This is a genomic window from Paraburkholderia sediminicola (genome assembly GCF_902859805.1).
GTDB classification, from domain to species: domain Bacteria; phylum Pseudomonadota; class Gammaproteobacteria; order Burkholderiales; family Burkholderiaceae; genus Paraburkholderia; species Paraburkholderia sediminicola.
The window spans coordinates 267,242-281,762 of the sequence record NZ_CADIKC010000005.1; the positions used below are offsets into that span (position 1 = coordinate 267,242).

The window sequence follows — 14,521 nt, forward strand, 5'->3', positions numbered from 1 at the left end:
TCTTGAGTAAGCGAGTGCGAGCGCGTTTGCGATTGAGCGCGGGCATCGGTGAGCGGGTACAAAAAAGCCCTGCCTTCTTGCGAGGGGCAGGGCTTTGCAGCTAAACAGTGTGAGCGCCAGACGGGCCGGCACGACTCAAGCTTTAAGTGTTACGCATATTCAGACAACGCGCCGCGCATTTTCTTCATTGCGCTCGCCTCGATCTGGCGAATACGTTCGGCCGACACGCCGAATTCGTCGGCCAGTTCGTGCAGCGTCGAGCCACCCGAACCGTCGTCTTCCACCTTCAGCCAGCGTGCCTCGATGATGCGGCGGCTGCGGGCGTCCAGCGCGTCAAGCGCGCTCGCGATACCGTCGCTTTGCAGCTTGTCGCGCTGACGCGAAGCCAGCACGGCAGTCGGCTCGCTATGCGAGTCGGCGAGGTAGGCGATCGGCGCGTACGACTCTTCGCCGTCTTCGACCTGGCCTTCCAGCGCGATATCACCGCCGGACAAGCGCGTTTCCATCTCAGCCACTTCTTCACGCTTCACGTTCAGCTCTTTGGCGAGACCTTCGATCTCGTCCGGCGTGAATGCGCCCAGGCCCTGCTTGTGGCTGCGCAGGTTGAAGAACAGCTTGCGCTGCGCTTTGGTGGTGGCGACCTTCACCATCCGCCAGTTACGCAGAATGTATTCGTGGATTTCAGCCTTGATCCAGTGCATGGCGTACGACACGAGGCGCACGTTCTGCTCGGGGTCAAAGCGCTTCACGGCCTTCATCAGGCCGATATTGCCTTCCTGGATCAGGTCGGCGTGCGGCAGTCCATAACCCAGGTAATTGCGCGCGATCGATACGACCAGCCGCAGGTGCGACAGGACGAGACGGCGTGCAGACCCAAGGTTGTCCTGCTCGCGAAATTCGGTGGCGAACTGGCGTTCTTCCGCCGGCGTCAGCATCGGAATCCGATTTACGGCCTGGATGTAGGCGTCGATATTGCCCAGTTGACCGGGCAGCAGCGAGGAATGCGAGAGCGCCAGCGCACCTGCCGAAGCGGCCTTAGCCGACGACGGGCTCAAAGTACTCGGAAGGGTCATTGCATGGCTCACGTAGGAAACTCCTTTGGAATCAGACAAAAGCGTGTTCAGTTAAAACGACTCCAGCGTTGGATGTTAGCACTCTGAATTGCCGAGTGCTAATACTTAGAGGCCGTAGGGGCATCCAAGTTCCGCAAATTCCTATTGAAATTTAGGTTTTGATAGCCATGGGGCGCCTGGGTTGTCTATCCCGCGTGCGTCGTCAAATTTACCTAACATATTCCTTTCGATCTTATAAGTGACCGATTTTTTCTAAAACTGAAGTGACTAATTGCGGAAATTCAACATTCTTCAGACAATCCACGAAATCAGGATTGTCTTTAGAATAGGTGGAACAATTCGAAGGTAATCAACGTTCGACTAGGTCGGGTGTTCGATGAACAACAAAAAAAACGTTTGGCGTGGTCTGGCTCTAAAAGGTGTTTCGGCAGCTTTGCTGCTTGGCTGCTCCGGATTGGCGGCGGCCGACCAGTTCGGCGTGCAGATCGCCGGCGGCCTTGGAGATCACCACATTAAAAAACTCGATCTCGGCCTGGTCTGGGATCCGAATCTGACGTGGTGGCAGATCGGCGATTGGCACTTTTCGCTGATCGGCGAAGCGCACGTTGCCTGGTGGCATACCGACGAAGGGAATGTGCACGAAAACATCGGCGAGATCGGTGTGACGCCGATCATTCGCTTCATCGACGGAGCAGGGGCGATTCGCCCTTACATCGAAGCGGGCGCCGGCATCCGCCTTCTGTCGAGCCCGAGAATCTCTACTGACCTCACGCTAGCGACTGCGTTCCAGTTCGCCCCCATGGCGGGTGTCGGTCTGCAATTCGGCAGTCACCAGCAGTACGAGGCGGGCTACCGCTTCCAGCATATTTCCAATGGCGGTATCAAAGAGCCGAATCCTGGTATAAATTTCCACCAGCTATATTTGCAATATAACTTCTGACGACCGTGGCCACGTTCGGCTCATCGGTGCAAGGGGCTGAGCAATGGCGGCAAAGATAATCGAAGCGATTCGCGGGCTCGAGCGAGAGCGCTTCCGTGCGATGGTCGACGGCGACGGGCAGTCGCTCGATGCGCTGCTCGCGGACAACGTGAGCTATGTCCATACGAACGGCAAGCGCGAAACGAAGCGACAGTTCATCGACGGCATTACCGCCGGGCGTCGCCGCTACCGGCAGATCGAGGTGCAGTCGCAAGACGTGCTGCCCGTGGGGCGCGAGACATGCGTCGTCACCGGGCGCGCGCTGATCGAAATGGAAGCGAACAACGGCGCGCTGCTGTTTCCGATTGCGTACACGGCGATTCATACACAGGAAGATGGGCAATGGCGTTTGATTGCCTGGCAGGCGACGCGTTGCGCGATCGAGTGAGCCTTTTGAGCTCACTCCGTTTCGCCAGTCGCAGTTGGTGAGCGCCTCGTGAGCGCTCGAACGGCATGAGCAGGCTGGTTGTTGCACCGCTCATGCTGAATTGGCCGCCTGATGGGTCGGCCAGGCGGGTTTTGATGCAGTTACGCCGCCGCCGCTAATGCGGCCCAAACGGGGAAGGCGGCTTCGCCCCGTCTCAAGTCACTTAGGCAGCTACGCGCTGCAGATCCTCATCGCTCCACACTGACCGTTTTGCGGCAGCACCCGCATACGGATGCCGCGGATGCACCGGAATCTGATTGCAGCGTTCGACTACGCGCCGCACCGCATCAATGTCTGAAAAATCGAGGCCTGGGTCGACGCCCTGCGCATGAAGGTTCATCGCGAGCGTAACGAGGTCCATGTTGCCGGTGCGCTCGCCGTTGCCGAACAGACACCCTTCGACGCGATCCGCGCCAGCCAGCAGCGCCAGTTCCGTAGCGGCCACCGCGGTGCCGCGATCGTTATGCGGATGCACCGACAGCACGATGCTGTCGCGATAGCTGAGATTGCGGTCCATCCATTCGATCTGGTCGGCGAACACGTTCGGTGTCGCGGCCTCGACGCTCGCGGGCAGGTTGACTATCATCTTGTGATCGCGCGTGGGACGCCACGTCTGCGCGACTGCGTCGCATACTTCGCGCGCGTAGGGGAGTTCGGTCGTGTTGAAGGTTTCGGGCGAATACTGAAATGTCCAATGCGTGTCGGGCCGCGCCTGTGCATGTTCCTTGATGAGGCGCGTGCCTTCAACCGCCAATGCTTTGATCTGCTCCTTCGACTGATTGAAGACGATCTTGCGAAACGACGGGCAGATCGCGTTGTACAGGTGCACGATGGCGCGCGGCACACCGTCCAGCGATTCGAACGTGCGCGCAATCAGTTCGGCGCGCGCGGGCACGAACACTTCGATCGTCACGTCGTCGGGAATGCGCTTTTCTTCGATCAGCTTGCGCACGAAATCGAAGTCGGTTTGCGAGGCAGACGGGAAACCGACTTCGATTTCCTTGAAGCCGATCGCCACCAGCATCTCGAAGAATTCGAGCTTCTGTGCGGCATTCATCGGCTCGATGAGCGCCTGATTGCCGTCGCGCAGATCGGTGCTCATCCAGATCGGTGCGTGGTTGATCGTACGGCTCGGCCATTTGCGCCCGGTGAGGCGCACGGCGGGAAAGGGACTGTATTTTTCAGCGGGATTGCGCAACATGAAATTGACCCTCGCGCTTCGTCCGAAGGGTAAACGGACGAACGCAAACGACTACAGGTTGTGAAGAACTACGGTCGGGGGTGAGACAGTAATTGCAGGGAACAGCGGAACTGCTTTGAGGACCGCGCTTTGGGCAACTAATCTGCTTGATTCAGGCTGCCAACGCGCGGCGCTACGTCTGACTTACGCTAGACGTAGCGATAGGGGCCGCGCTAGGCGGCCGGAGGTAATTCGGAGGGTGTTCGGAAGGGAACGCATGGGTCGTCTAATGTATGACGGCTCGCAGCGGCGTGTCAACCCGCGGCCGTCATCCTGGCGCGTGAATGCAATGCCGCAAGCGCTGCGTTGCATTCACGCCGCGTACGTCACGCGGGTATTTTCGCGACATCGACGATCAGCTCAACTTGCCGTTCGATCGCGCTCGGGACAGGTGCTTCGCCGCGCATCACGGCGGCAATCCACGCGGCTGTGGTCGCGGCGTCGCGAGCTTCGGGCAACTCGACTTCAGGCGCGTCGGGCGACGAGCGCTCGTGCGGTACGCGCGTTTCGCAGATACCGTTGTGCAACCAATCCACTTGCACCTGGCGTCGTGTGTCGGCCACCGCTTCACCTTCGGTGCCGCGCGCGAGCAGGGCGCCGCCCTCCGCGGCGGCCGGGTGCGTGTTGAACAGCTGCGTGAGACTGTCGCGATACGGCGGATGCGTGTAGTTCACGAGCCGCAGCCCGGCGGGCGCGAACGGTTGCAGAATTTTTACGAGCGTGTGCGTTGAATTGCGCACGCCCATCCGCCGCCGCAGCGAGAGAAGGTGCGCGAGCTTCGGCGCGAGTACCTCGATCGGTGCGAATGCGAGACGGCGCTCGGCGAGACCGTCCTCGATGTCGGCGTGCGATCGCGCGTGCGGGATCTGCAGGTGAGTGAAGATTTCAGCGCTCGTCACGCGGCCAGGATCTTCCGTGACGCCATGCACTAGCACCGGCACACCTTCGCGTGCCAGAAGCAGCGCGAGCAGTGGCACCAGGTTGGGCTGTTTGCGCGCGCCGTTGTAGGTGGGTATCGACACGGGGCGGAACGCCGCGTGCGGCAGATGAAGCGGTTCGAACGACGCCTGCGCGCCGGCCAGCATGGCGGCGAGTTCGTCGGCGGTTTCACCTTTCACGCGATATGCGAGCAGCACGGCGCCGAGTTCGAGATCGGCCACGCGGCCATCGAGCATCGCGGTATAAAGCGTGCGCGTATCTTCAGCAGTTAGCGCGCGGGCGCCGTTCGGGCCGCGGCCGATTTCCTTGATATAGCGGGCGCAGGGGAAAAGATTGGCGGTGTCGGCGGAGTCGGTCATCGGGCGCTGTAGGACGAGGGCTTGCCGCCGTGGGGCGGTCGGCCAGGGAATTCAAAGGACGCTATCCAGTGTGAGTATCGCATCTATAGCGGCGAGGCGGTCCGGCGGACCGGCGATCCCACAGACGATGCGGCGAGGGCCGCCAGTCTGCGCGTGCCGGTGCCGATCCGCTGCGCGGCGCTTTGCCGCGCGTTACACTCGATGTTTTATCGCCGCGCGGACGCGGCACAATCCAGAAACGGAGAACGGGATGAGTTACGTATTTGCACCCGCACCGGTCGTTGCGGTGCCGGTCGTGGGGTCCAGCGAGCAGTTCGCGGTGCGTCGCATCTACTGTGTGGGCCGCAACTACGAGGCGCACGCGCGCGAGATGGGGCACGATCCTGACCGCGAACCGCCGTTCTTCTTTGCCAAGCCGGCCGATGCCGTGCTGTATGTCGCGCCGGGCGCGACCGGCGAATTCCCCTATCCCTCACAATCAAAGAACGTCCACTTCGAGATGGAACTGGTGGCGGCGATCGGCAAAGGCGGCAAGAACATTCCGGCCGAAAGCGCGCTCGACCATGTGTACGGTTACGCGCTCGGTCTCGACATGACGCGCCGCGACCTGCAGGCCGAAGCGAAGAAGCTGGGCCGTCCCTGGGACACCGCGAAGGGCTTCGATCACTCGGCGCCGCTCGGTCCGGTCCATCCGGTCACGACAGTCGGCCATGTCGCCAAGGGCGCGATCTGGTTATCGGTGAACGGCGAGGAAAAACAGAATTCGGACGTGTCGCAACTGATCTGGTCGGTGGCCGAGACGATCGCCTATCTGTCGACGCTGTTCGAACTTCAACCGGGCGACCTGATTTTCACCGGCACGCCGGAGGGCGTCGGCGCCGTGGTGCAGGGCGACCTCATGAAGGGCGGTGTAGACGGGCTCGGCGAGCTCAGCGTACGCGTCGTCTGAAGCGCGGTGGGAGGAGACAAATAACATGAAGCTCTACAGCTATTTCCGGAGTTCGGCCTCCTATCGCGTGCGCATCGCGCTGAACCTGAAGGGCCTGCCGTACGACTATGTGCCGGTGCACCTCGTGCGCGACGGCGGCGAACAGCTGAAGCCCGAGTATCGCAAGGTGAATGCGGACGGCATCGTGCCCACGTTCGTCGACGGCAACGAAGTGATGCCGCAGTCGCTCGCGATCATCGAGTATCTGGAGGAGACGCATCCCGAACCGCCGCTCTTGCCTGGCACGCCGGCCGAGCGCGCCTATGTGCGCTCGGTGGCGCTGCAGGTGGCGTGCGAGATCCATCCCCTGAACAATCTGCGCGTGCTGAAATACCTGAAGCACACGCTATGTGTCGACGACGACGCGAAAGACGCGTGGTACAAGCATTGGGTCGAGGCGGGTTTTGCGACGCTCGATGCCCATCTGGCGGGCGATTCGCGCACCGGCAAGCTGTGTTTCGGCGACACGCCGACACTGGCTGACGCCTGTCTGATTCCCCAGGTGTTCAACGCTCAGCGCTTCAAGGTGGATACGGCGAAGTTTCCGACGATTCAGCGCATCTACGAACACGCGATGCAGATCGACGCGTTCGCTCGTGCAGCGCCTGGTGTTCAGCCCGACGCGGAATGATGCGGTGGGTTGAATGAAAAAAGGGCGCTCGGAAGAGCGCCCTTTTTGCTTGTTCTGCGACGAACGTTGCTGTGTTCAACCGCCCAGCAATGCGTCCGAAAACTCTTCCGCGCTGAACGGCTGCAAGTCCTCCACCTTTTCGCCGACGCCGATGAAGTACACCGGAATTGGACGCTGACGCGCAATCGCCGCAAGAATGCCGCCCTTCGCCGTGCCGTCGAGTTTGGTGACGATCAGGCCGGTGAGGCCGAGCGCGTCGTCGAAGGCTTTCACTTGCGCGAGGGCGTTCTGGCCGGTGTTTGCGTCGATCACCAGCAGCACTTCATGCGGCGCGCCATCTTGCGCCTTGCCGATCACGCGCTTCACCTTGCGCAGTTCTTCCATCAGATGCAGCTGGGTCGGCAGACGGCCGGCCGTGTCCGCCATCATGACGTCGATCTTGCGTGCTCGCGCAGCGCCAACCGCGTCGAAAATCACGGCCGCCGGGTCGCCGCTTTCCTGCGACACCACTGTCACGTTGTTGCGCTGGCCCCAGATCGCGAGCTGCTCGCGCGCGGCGGCGCGGAAGGTGTCGCCGGCAGCCAGCAGCACCGACTGCTCGAAGCTTTGCAGATGCTTGGCGAGCTTGCCGATGCTGGTGGTCTTGCCCGCACCGTTGACGCCCGCGATCATCATGACCAGCGGTTGCGCGCGGCCGAGCATCAGCGATTTTTCCAGCGGCTTGAGCAGGTCGATCAGCAGCGTGCGCAGCGCTGTTTTCACCTGCTGAGGATCGGAGAGGCGTTCGGCGCGCACTTTTTCGCGCAACGATTCGAGTAGAAATTCTGTGGCTTCGACGCCCGCATCCGACATCAGCAGCGCGGTTTCGAGCTCTTCGTACAGATCCTCGTCGATCTTCGTGCCGACGAAAATACCGGTCAGGCTCGAACTTGTTTTCGACAGGCCGGTCTTCAGACGCGTGAGCCACGAGCGCTTCGCGCTCGCGTCCTGCATGGGCGGCGGGACGATTTCGACGGTTTCGAGCGCAGGTGCTTCGGCTTCGGGCTCATTGGCGGATGCCGCGGCAGCCGGCTGCGCATCGACGCGAACCGGCGCCGACGGCGCCACAGGCGCTTGCGGCTCCACAGGCGCTTGCGGCGCCCTTACGGCGGGTTCGGGCGCCAGGGCTTCCGGCGCTGTTTGCGATTCTTCTGGCGCGTTATCGGACTCTTTCGAACCCTTGAATCGTTTGAAAAAGCTGAACATGATCTGGCGTGGTGAGAGCGCGCGCCGATGCGCGCAGCCGGGACGGGCCCGTGGGAGCGGCAGGCAGCGTTGCGATGCGGGATGCAAGGCGCTGGAAGCCGCACATTTTATCAGGCGCGCCGCCGCCCGTCGTATTGGCCGAACGGCCAGGCTGGACGCCAGGCGCCCCTGTGGTAACGTTGGCGCTCCAGTCCGCGCGCATCGGCGTCGCGGGCGTCCTTATAACGTAATCGAAACTGCATGCCCCGTTCTGCTCCTTCACGCGCCCATGGCGCTTCGTCCAAAGGCGGCAAGCCGCACGCCATCCGTATCATCGGCGGCGACTGGAAGCGCACACCGCTGCCCGTGCTCGACCTCGACGGCCTGCGCCCCACGCCCGACCGCGTGCGCGAAACGCTGTTCAACTGGCTCGGCCAACGGCTGGATGGCCAGCGCTGCCTCGATCTGTTCGCCGGCAGCGGCGCGCTCGGCTTTGAAGCTGCCTCGCGCGGCGCGGCGCGGGTGTTGATGGTCGAGCGTAATGCGCGGGCCGCCGGCCAGCTGCGCGCGAACCAGGAGCGCCTCGCGGCGCGTACGATCGAAATCGCGGAAGCCGACGGCTTGCGCCTCGCGGCGAGCCTCGCCCCCGGATCGTTCGATGTGGTTTTTCTCGATCCGCCGTTCGACGGCGATCTGCTCGACAAGGCGCTCGCTCTGGCCGTGCCGCTGTTAAGCCCGGATGGTTTTCTGTACGTGGAGGCAGGCGACGCGCTCGAGCTGGATGGGAATGAGACGCTCGCCGGTTGGGAAATCGTGCGGCAAGGCAAAGCCGGCGCTGTCCACTTTCATTTGCTGCAGCGCGAAAATAAGGAATAATGCGCGTTCCAAAACAAGCCGCGGACGGTTACCGTCACGCGTGCGGTCGGTGCCAAATGCGTCACGCGGACGCTTTGACGTGCCCATTTGTCTGAAGAGAGGAGAAGTCTCATGGTAGTCGCCGTGTACCCGGGCACGTTTGACCCGCTGACGCGCGGTCACGAAGACCTCGTTCGGCGCGCGTCGAGCATATTCGACACGCTGGTGGTGGGCGTTGCCGACAGCCGCAACAAGAAGCCGTTCTTCACGCTGAAAGAGCGTCTCGACATCGCTCATGAAGTGTTGGGGCATTACCCGAACGTTCAGGTGATGAGCTTCAAAGGGCTATTGAAGGACTTTGTCCGCAGCAATAACGCCCGGGTGATCGTGCGTGGCCTGCGTGCCGTCTCGGACTTCGAATATGAGTTCCAGATGGCCGGCATGAACCGCTATCTGCTGCCGGACGTCGAAACCATGTTCATGACGCCGTCCGATCAGTACCAGTTCATCTCCGGCACCATCGTGCGTGAAATCGCGCAACTGGGCGGCGACGTCAGCAAGTTCGTGTTCCCGTCGGTCGAAAAATGGCTGAAGGAGAAGGTTGCCGCGCTGGATCCGAATGACGGTGTCTCGGCGGGACAGCCGTAACCGGCGTAAACTGTGGGATTGACGGATCAAAGCTGGCTTCGGCCGGCGCGAAGTGAGAGAAGTATGGCCTTGATGATTACCGACGAGTGCATCAATTGCGACGTGTGCGAGCCCGAGTGCCCGAACGACGCGATTTCGATGGGCCCGGAAATCTACGTGATCGACCCGAAGAAATGCACCGAGTGTGTCGGCCATTTCGACGAACCCCAGTGTATTCAGGTGTGCCCGGTCGAGTGCATTCCGCGCGACCCCGAGCATCTGGAGACTGCTGAAGGTCTGATGGCGAAGTACCACGCGCTGCAGGCTGCGAAGGGCGCGTGAGCGTTGAATGATGAATGCTGGAGAACGGCGAGGCGTCTGCCTCGCCGTTTTCTTTTGCGGCAACGGTGTGTGTGTCTGTCGCGCGCGAGCTCGTTCCGCACACCCGCTATCCCATCGTTACCCGACGTAGGCGCTGAAAATGTCGCGCAGCGCATCCAGCAGAATGTCGCATTCGGCGTCGGTGCCGATCGAAATACGCAGATGCTGGTCGATTCGCGCCGCCTTGAAGTGGCGCACGAAAATCTCCTTTTCCCTTAGCCGTGCCACGAGTGTCGCTGCGTCGTAGCCTTCGTGACGAGCGAACAGCAGATTCGCTGCCGACGGCACTACCTCGAAGCCCAGTGCCGTCAAACCGGCTGCCAGCCGCTCACGGCTTGCAATTACTTTGGTGCAGGTGTCGCGAAACCATGCATCGTCTTCGTATGCAGCGATGGCCGCGACTTGCGCCAGGCGGTCGAGCGGATACGAGTTGAAGCTATCCTTCACGCGGTTCAGGGCGTCGATCAGTTCCGGATTGCCGAACGCGAAGCCGACGCGCATGCCGGCCAGCGAACGCGACTTCGATACCGTGTGGATCACCAGCAGGTTGGGGTAGCGGTCGATCAGCGTGACGGCCGATTCAGCACCGAAATCAACATAGGCCTCGTCGATCACCACGACCGATTCGGTATTTTTCGCCACCAGACGCTCGATATCGGCGAGCGGCAGCGGTCGTCCGGTCGGCGCGTTCGGGTTCGGGAACAGGACGCCGCCGTTAGGCGCCGTATAGTCGTCGACATGGATGGCGAAGCTGTCGTCGAGCGCGATGGTCCGATAGTCGACTTCAAAGAGCCGCGCGTAGGTCGGGTAGAAGCTGTATGTGATATCCGGAAACAGCAACGGTTTGTCGTGCTTCAGCAAGGCCTGAAACGTGAGCGCGAGCACCTCGTCCGAGCCGTTGCCTGCAAATACCTGTTCCGGGCGAATGCCATGGTATGCGGCGACCGTTTCGCGTAACTTGCGCGCTGTCGGGTCGGGATAGCTTCGCAGCGACTCGCCCGCGTCACCCAGTTCCTGCTGGATCGCCTCACGCACGCGCGGCGATGGCGGATAGGGATTTTCGTTGGTGTTCAGCTTCACCGGATGCGCAATCACGGGCTGCTCGCCCGGCACATACGGCGTCAGACGGTGAACGATGTCACTCCAGTAGCGGCTCAAGCGATTTCTCCTATCGATGACGAAACGGGCGAAGCGGATGCGGGCAGGGCGACCCGTTCAGGGATTGCGATGCAGTTGCATCATCGCCCGCTCGAGCTCGCCTTTGATGATCTGCGGCATCACGGCCAACGCACGTTCGATCGATGCATCGATCACGTCCTGCTCTTCCCGCCGCGGCGGTTTCAGCACGTAATTCGCGACGTCCGGCTTGGCGCCGGCGCGCGCGCTTTCGGGAATCAGGTCGCGCGGATGGCCGATGCCAATCCGCAGCCGCCAATATTGTTGCGATGACAGATGCGCAGTGATGTCCTTCAGCCCGTTATGGCCGCCGCTGCCGCCACCCAGCTTCAGCTTGACGCTGCCCGGCGGCATGTCGAGCTCGTCATGCGCGACCAGAATTTCGTCCGGAAGAATCTTGAAGAACTGCGCTAGTGCAACAACCGACTGTCCCGAGCGGTTCATATAAGTCTGCGGTTGCAGCAGATGCACTTCTTCGCCGTGAAGCCGGGCCTTCGCGTAGAAACCGTGAAAGCGCCGCTCGTCGCGCAGTGTCGTGCCTGCTTCGCGCGCCAGTTGATCGACCAGCCAGAAGCCGGCATTGTGGCGCGTCGCGGTGTATTCAGCGCCCGGATTGCCGAGCCCGACGATCAGCTTGATCATGATTGCATAGGTCCGTCTGGCCTCGGCGCCGAACGCGGCCGAGCCGAAAAAAACCGAAAAAAAACCCGCCGGGGAGAACCTCGGCGGGTCACATCGACCGTTTCATTGAAACGGATCGAGAGGATTGCTTGCTCAGCGCCAGGAAGGCACTTAGGCAGCCGGCTTTTCGCCTTCGCCTTCAGCAGCAGCGGCGTCGCCTTCAGCGATTGCGCCAGCCGGGATCGTTGCAGCTGCGACGACCGGGTTTTCTGCTTCAACGTGAGCAACCAGTGCAACGCCTGCCGGCAGGACGATGTCCTTGGCGTGCAGCGAGTGACCAGCTTCGATCGTCGCCAGGTCAACTTCGAGGAATTCCGGCAGTGCCGACGGCAGGCACTCGATTTCGATTTCGTTGAGGACGTGCGAGATCACCGCGCTCGACAGCTTCACTGCCGGGTTGGTTTCCTGGTTCATGAAGTGCAGCGGCACCTTGGTGTGCAGCTTCTTCTTCGCGTCGACGCGTTGGAAGTCCACGTGCAGCACGAGCTGACGGAACGGGTGGTATTGCACGTCGCGCAGCAGAACCTGTTGCGACTTGCCTGCCACTTCCAGTTCGAGGATCGACGAATGGAAAACTTCTTTCTTCAGCGCGTGCCAGAGTGCGTTGTGGTCCAGTTCGACCAATTGCGTTTCAGCACCAGCGCCATATACGATGCCCGGGGTCTTACCCGAGATACGCAGGCGGCGGCTCGCACCCGTACCTTGCAAGGAACGCTCGAAAGCGACTACTTTCATGTTGAATCTCCAATGCACTGCCCGCGACCAGGCAGTAAAAACGGGGCCTCCAAGCCATTACGGCTGAGGCCCCAGAGCGATGGCACGAACCTTCGTTCGTTCATGCCAATTGTGCAAAAGTGCAGCGCGCGGTACTGCTATGCGCGCTGCGCCTTCGCAAATACTTAACTTTCAGCGAACAGCGACATCACCGAATCGCCGCGGCGAATCCGCGAGAACGTTTCGGCAAGCAGGCCGGCGCTGGTCAGCGAACGGATCTTGGCGCACGAGCGGGCTTCTTCGCCGAGCGGGATCGTATCGGTAACAACGAGTTCGTCGAGTGCCGAAGCTGCGATACGCTCGCCTGCACCGCCCGAGAGAACCGGGTGGGTGGCGTAAGCGAACACCTGCTTCGCACCGCGTTCCTTCAAAACCTGAGCTGCCTTGCAGAGCGTGCCCGCGGTGTCGACCATGTCGTCCATGATCACGCAGGTGCGGCCTTCGACTTCACCGATGATGTTCATCACTTCGGCAACGTTCGCTTTCGGGCGGCGTTTGTCGATGATCGCGAGATCGCAATTCAGTTGCTTGGCCAATGCACGGGCACGCACCACGCCGCCGACGTCCGGCGAAACGACCAGCAGGTTCTCGTAGTTCTGCTTGCGCAGATCGCCGAGCAGTACGGGCGTAGCGTAGATATTGTCGACCGGGATGTCGAAGAAGCCTTGAATCTGATCGGCGTGCAGATCCATCGTAATGATCCGCTCGACGCCGGCGATTTCCAGCATATTCGCCACGATCTTCGCCGAGATGGCGACGCGCGCTGAACGCGGGCGTCGATCTTGACGGGCATAACCGAAGTAGGGGATGGCTGCGGTGATCCGGCCTGCGGATGCGCGCTTGAGCGCATCGACCATGATCATCAGTTCCATCAGATTGTCGTTCGCCGGCGCGCACGTGGATTGCAGGACGAAGACATCCTTGCCACGCACGTTTTCCTGAATCTCGACCTGGATTTCACCGTCCGAGAAACGGCTAACCATTGCTTTGCCGAGGGGAATACCGAGGATTTTGACGACTTCCTGTGCAAGCGCGGGATTTGCGTTGCCAGTAAAAACCATCAGGCCGTCATGGCTGCTCATCGTGCACCTACTTCAGGCTGGGGGCGAGGGAAATGCGAGAATTTTTGGCAGGGGAGGAAGGAGTCGAACCTTCGAATGCCGGAATCAAAATCCGGTGCCTTAACCAACTTGGCGACTCCCCTACACTAACTTTGAGCTTCACCGAACGAGGGAACGTTCGACGATGCAAAACTTATGACGCGAAAGTAAAGAGTGGATGCTGATCGAGACTTGCAGTTACTGCGCTGTTCCATTCGCCGGGCAGTTTGGCTTGCGCCGCTTCTGCTTCAGCTTTGCTACGGAACGCTGCAAATACACTTGCACCTGATCCAGACATCCGCGCTGGTGCGATGTCTTCAAACCATCGCAGCACTTGCGCTACTTCCGCGTATTTTCCCACGACAACTTGCTGCATGTCATTGCGGCCGAAACTTTCTGGCCAGTCAGTGTTGCAGCTAAGTTCTGCAGGAAAGTCCGTAATTATGAGGGGTTTCGAATCTCTTGTCAACGCTTTTTCGGAGAAAATCGCTGCAGTCGGAACGTGAACCCTCGGTGTCACCACCAGGAAATGGCGCGGCGGCAATTGTACAACGTCTAAAGCCTCTCCGACACCCTGTGCGAACGCATTTTTCCCAAAAACAAAAAATGGCACATCCGCGCCGAGTTTCAAGGCCAGCGCCTGCAGCTCCAGTCGTGGCAAATCGAGCTTCCAGAGACGGTTCAGCGCGAGCAGTGTGGTGGCCGCATCAGAGCTGCCGCCGCCCAGGCCCGCACCCATCGGCAGGCGCTTGTCGATTTCGATATCGACACCCGCTGGCGAGCCGGTATGCGCTTTCAGGAGCGTTGCTGCGCGCACGGTGAGATCGTGTTCCGGCGGCACGTCGGCGATTTCGGTGCTGCGCGTGATGAGGCCGTCGTCACGCAGCTTGAAGTGCAGGATGTCGCCCCAGTCGAGCAACTGGAAGACGGTTTGCAGCGTGTGATAACCGTCCGGCCGGCGGCCGGTGATGTGCAGGAAGAGGTTCAGTTTCGCTGGCGCGAGGCAATCGCGCAGCGAATCGGTCGTTTCAATCATGAGTCAGGGCTACATGCGCCATAGCGGCGCC

Annotated in this window: 15 protein-coding genes, 1 tRNA gene and 1 pseudogene; 7 read left to right on the forward strand and 10 right to left on the reverse strand. The window is 61.0% G+C overall.

What is annotated here, in order from left to right; genetic code table 11:
* Positions 1-149: 149 nt before the first annotated feature.
* Positions 150-1,085, reverse strand: coding sequence for an RNA polymerase sigma factor RpoH (rpoH, locus tag R8871_RS19895; RefSeq protein ID WP_115781763.1), 936 nt, complete (start codon positions 1,083-1,085; stop codon positions 150-152).
* 364 nt (positions 1,086-1,449) lie between these two features.
* Between rpoH and R8871_RS19900 the strand changes: the two genes are divergently transcribed.
* Together R8871_RS19900 and R8871_RS19905 are read left to right on the forward strand one after the other, a co-directional pair.
* A complete protein-coding gene (locus R8871_RS19900) occupies positions 1,450-2,013 on the forward strand; it encodes an acyloxyacyl hydrolase (protein WP_175052011.1) in 564 nt (187 codons plus the stop codon).
* 43 nt (positions 2,014-2,056) lie between these two features.
* Positions 2,057-2,440, forward strand: a complete 384-nt coding sequence (locus R8871_RS19905; RefSeq protein ID WP_093643712.1) for a nuclear transport factor 2 family protein — start codon at positions 2,057-2,059, stop codon at positions 2,438-2,440.
* A 259-nt stretch (positions 2,441-2,699) separates the two neighbouring features.
* On the opposite strand, the pseudogene R8871_RS19910 reads toward R8871_RS19905, so the two are convergent.
* A pseudogene (locus tag R8871_RS19910) lies at positions 2,700-3,680 on the reverse strand (2-isopropylmalate synthase); the annotation flags it as partial.
* A gap of 365 nt (positions 3,681-4,045) precedes the next feature.
* Complete coding sequence (gene ybiB, locus R8871_RS19915) at positions 4,046-5,017, reverse strand: DNA-binding protein YbiB (protein WP_175052013.1); 972 nt, start codon at positions 5,015-5,017, stop codon at positions 4,046-4,048.
* A gap of 250 nt (positions 5,018-5,267) precedes the next feature.
* Between ybiB and R8871_RS19920 the strand changes: the two genes are divergently transcribed.
* Both R8871_RS19920 and maiA read left to right on the forward strand, forming a co-directional pair.
* Positions 5,268-5,966 (forward strand): fumarylacetoacetate hydrolase family protein, encoded by a 699-nt coding sequence (locus R8871_RS19920; protein ID WP_175052014.1) that lies wholly within the window; start codon positions 5,268-5,270, stop codon positions 5,964-5,966.
* A 25-nt stretch (positions 5,967-5,991) separates the two neighbouring features.
* Positions 5,992-6,636: a maleylacetoacetate isomerase gene (gene maiA / locus R8871_RS19925; protein ID WP_175052015.1), complete on the forward strand. Its 645-nt coding sequence runs from the start codon at positions 5,992-5,994 to the stop codon at positions 6,634-6,636.
* Positions 6,637-6,711: 75 nt separating this feature from the next.
* On the opposite strand, the gene ftsY is transcribed toward maiA, so the two are convergent.
* On the reverse strand, positions 6,712-7,881 hold the full coding sequence (ftsY, locus tag R8871_RS19930) for a signal recognition particle-docking protein FtsY (protein WP_175052016.1): 1,170 nt from the start codon (positions 7,879-7,881) through the stop codon (positions 6,712-6,714).
* 240 nt (positions 7,882-8,121) lie between these two features.
* Between ftsY and rsmD the strand changes: the two genes are divergently transcribed.
* The 3 genes from rsmD (at position 8,122) to R8871_RS19945 (ending at position 9,684) form a co-directional block, all read left to right on the forward strand.
* Positions 8,122-8,736, forward strand: coding sequence for a 16S rRNA (guanine(966)-N(2))-methyltransferase RsmD (gene rsmD / locus R8871_RS19935; protein WP_175052017.1), 615 nt, complete (start codon positions 8,122-8,124; stop codon positions 8,734-8,736).
* 111 nt (positions 8,737-8,847) lie between these two features.
* On the forward strand, positions 8,848-9,363 hold the full coding sequence (gene coaD / locus R8871_RS19940; protein ID WP_028199075.1) for a pantetheine-phosphate adenylyltransferase: 516 nt from the start codon (positions 8,848-8,850) through the stop codon (positions 9,361-9,363).
* A gap of 63 nt (positions 9,364-9,426) precedes the next feature.
* The gene (locus R8871_RS19945; RefSeq protein WP_054035799.1) at positions 9,427-9,684 is read left to right on the forward strand and encodes a YfhL family 4Fe-4S dicluster ferredoxin; all 258 of its coding nucleotides are present in this window, start codon (positions 9,427-9,429) and stop codon (positions 9,682-9,684) included.
* 117 nt (positions 9,685-9,801) lie between these two features.
* Here R8871_RS19945 and hisC read toward each other — a convergent pair whose 3' ends face one another.
* The 6 genes from hisC to ispE all read right to left on the reverse strand — a co-directional run bounded on the left by hisC (position 9,802) and on the right by ispE (position 14,490).
* A complete protein-coding gene (gene hisC / locus R8871_RS19950; RefSeq protein ID WP_175052018.1) occupies positions 9,802-10,881 on the reverse strand; it encodes a histidinol-phosphate transaminase in 1,080 nt (359 codons plus the stop codon).
* A 57-nt stretch (positions 10,882-10,938) separates the two neighbouring features.
* A complete protein-coding gene (gene pth, locus R8871_RS19955; protein ID WP_054035803.1) occupies positions 10,939-11,541 on the reverse strand; it encodes an aminoacyl-tRNA hydrolase in 603 nt (200 codons plus the stop codon).
* A 150-nt stretch (positions 11,542-11,691) separates the two neighbouring features.
* On the reverse strand, positions 11,692-12,315 hold the full coding sequence (locus R8871_RS19960) for a 50S ribosomal protein L25/general stress protein Ctc (RefSeq protein WP_175052019.1): 624 nt from the start codon (positions 12,313-12,315) through the stop codon (positions 11,692-11,694).
* Between the two features lie 164 nt (positions 12,316-12,479).
* The gene (locus tag R8871_RS19965) at positions 12,480-13,436 is read right to left on the reverse strand and encodes a ribose-phosphate pyrophosphokinase (protein WP_006048037.1); all 957 of its coding nucleotides are present in this window, start codon (positions 13,434-13,436) and stop codon (positions 12,480-12,482) included.
* Between the two features lie 45 nt (positions 13,437-13,481).
* Positions 13,482-13,558 (reverse strand) — tRNA-Gln (locus tag R8871_RS19970).
* 50 nt (positions 13,559-13,608) lie between these two features.
* Positions 13,609-14,490 (reverse strand): 4-(cytidine 5'-diphospho)-2-C-methyl-D-erythritol kinase, encoded by an 882-nt coding sequence (gene ispE / locus R8871_RS19975; RefSeq protein WP_175052020.1) that lies wholly within the window; start codon positions 14,488-14,490, stop codon positions 13,609-13,611.
* Positions 14,491-14,521: the final 31 nt, after the last annotated feature.

Bases quoted from the DNA above. Each gene is read 5' to 3' on its own strand.
- rsmD (WP_175052017.1), top strand. From the start codon at position 8,122: ATGCCCCGTTCTGCTCCTTCACGCGCCCATGGCGCTTCGTCCAAAGGC.
- pth (WP_054035803.1), bottom strand. From the start codon at position 11,541: ATGATCAAGCTGATCGTCGGGCTCGGCAATCCGGGCGCTGAATACACC.
- coaD (WP_028199075.1), top strand. From the start codon at position 8,848: ATGGTAGTCGCCGTGTACCCGGGCACGTTTGACCCGCTGACGCGCGGT.
- maiA (WP_175052015.1), top strand. From the start codon at position 5,992: ATGAAGCTCTACAGCTATTTCCGGAGTTCGGCCTCCTATCGCGTGCGC.
- R8871_RS19960 (WP_175052019.1), bottom strand. From the start codon at position 12,315: ATGAAAGTAGTCGCTTTCGAGCGTTCCTTGCAAGGTACGGGTGCGAGC.
- R8871_RS19945 (WP_054035799.1), top strand. From the start codon at position 9,427: ATGGCCTTGATGATTACCGACGAGTGCATCAATTGCGACGTGTGCGAG.
- R8871_RS19905 (WP_093643712.1), top strand. From the start codon at position 2,057: ATGGCGGCAAAGATAATCGAAGCGATTCGCGGGCTCGAGCGAGAGCGC.
- R8871_RS19920 (WP_175052014.1), top strand. From the start codon at position 5,268: ATGAGTTACGTATTTGCACCCGCACCGGTCGTTGCGGTGCCGGTCGTG.
- ybiB (WP_175052013.1), bottom strand. From the start codon at position 5,017: ATGACCGACTCCGCCGACACCGCCAATCTTTTCCCCTGCGCCCGCTAT.
- ftsY (WP_175052016.1), bottom strand. From the start codon at position 7,881: ATGTTCAGCTTTTTCAAACGATTCAAGGGTTCGAAAGAGTCCGATAAC.
- R8871_RS19965 (WP_006048037.1), bottom strand. From the start codon at position 13,436: ATGAGCAGCCATGACGGCCTGATGGTTTTTACTGGCAACGCAAATCCC.
- ispE (WP_175052020.1), bottom strand. From the start codon at position 14,490: ATGATTGAAACGACCGATTCGCTGCGCGATTGCCTCGCGCCAGCGAAA.
- R8871_RS19900 (WP_175052011.1), top strand. From the start codon at position 1,450: ATGAACAACAAAAAAAACGTTTGGCGTGGTCTGGCTCTAAAAGGTGTT.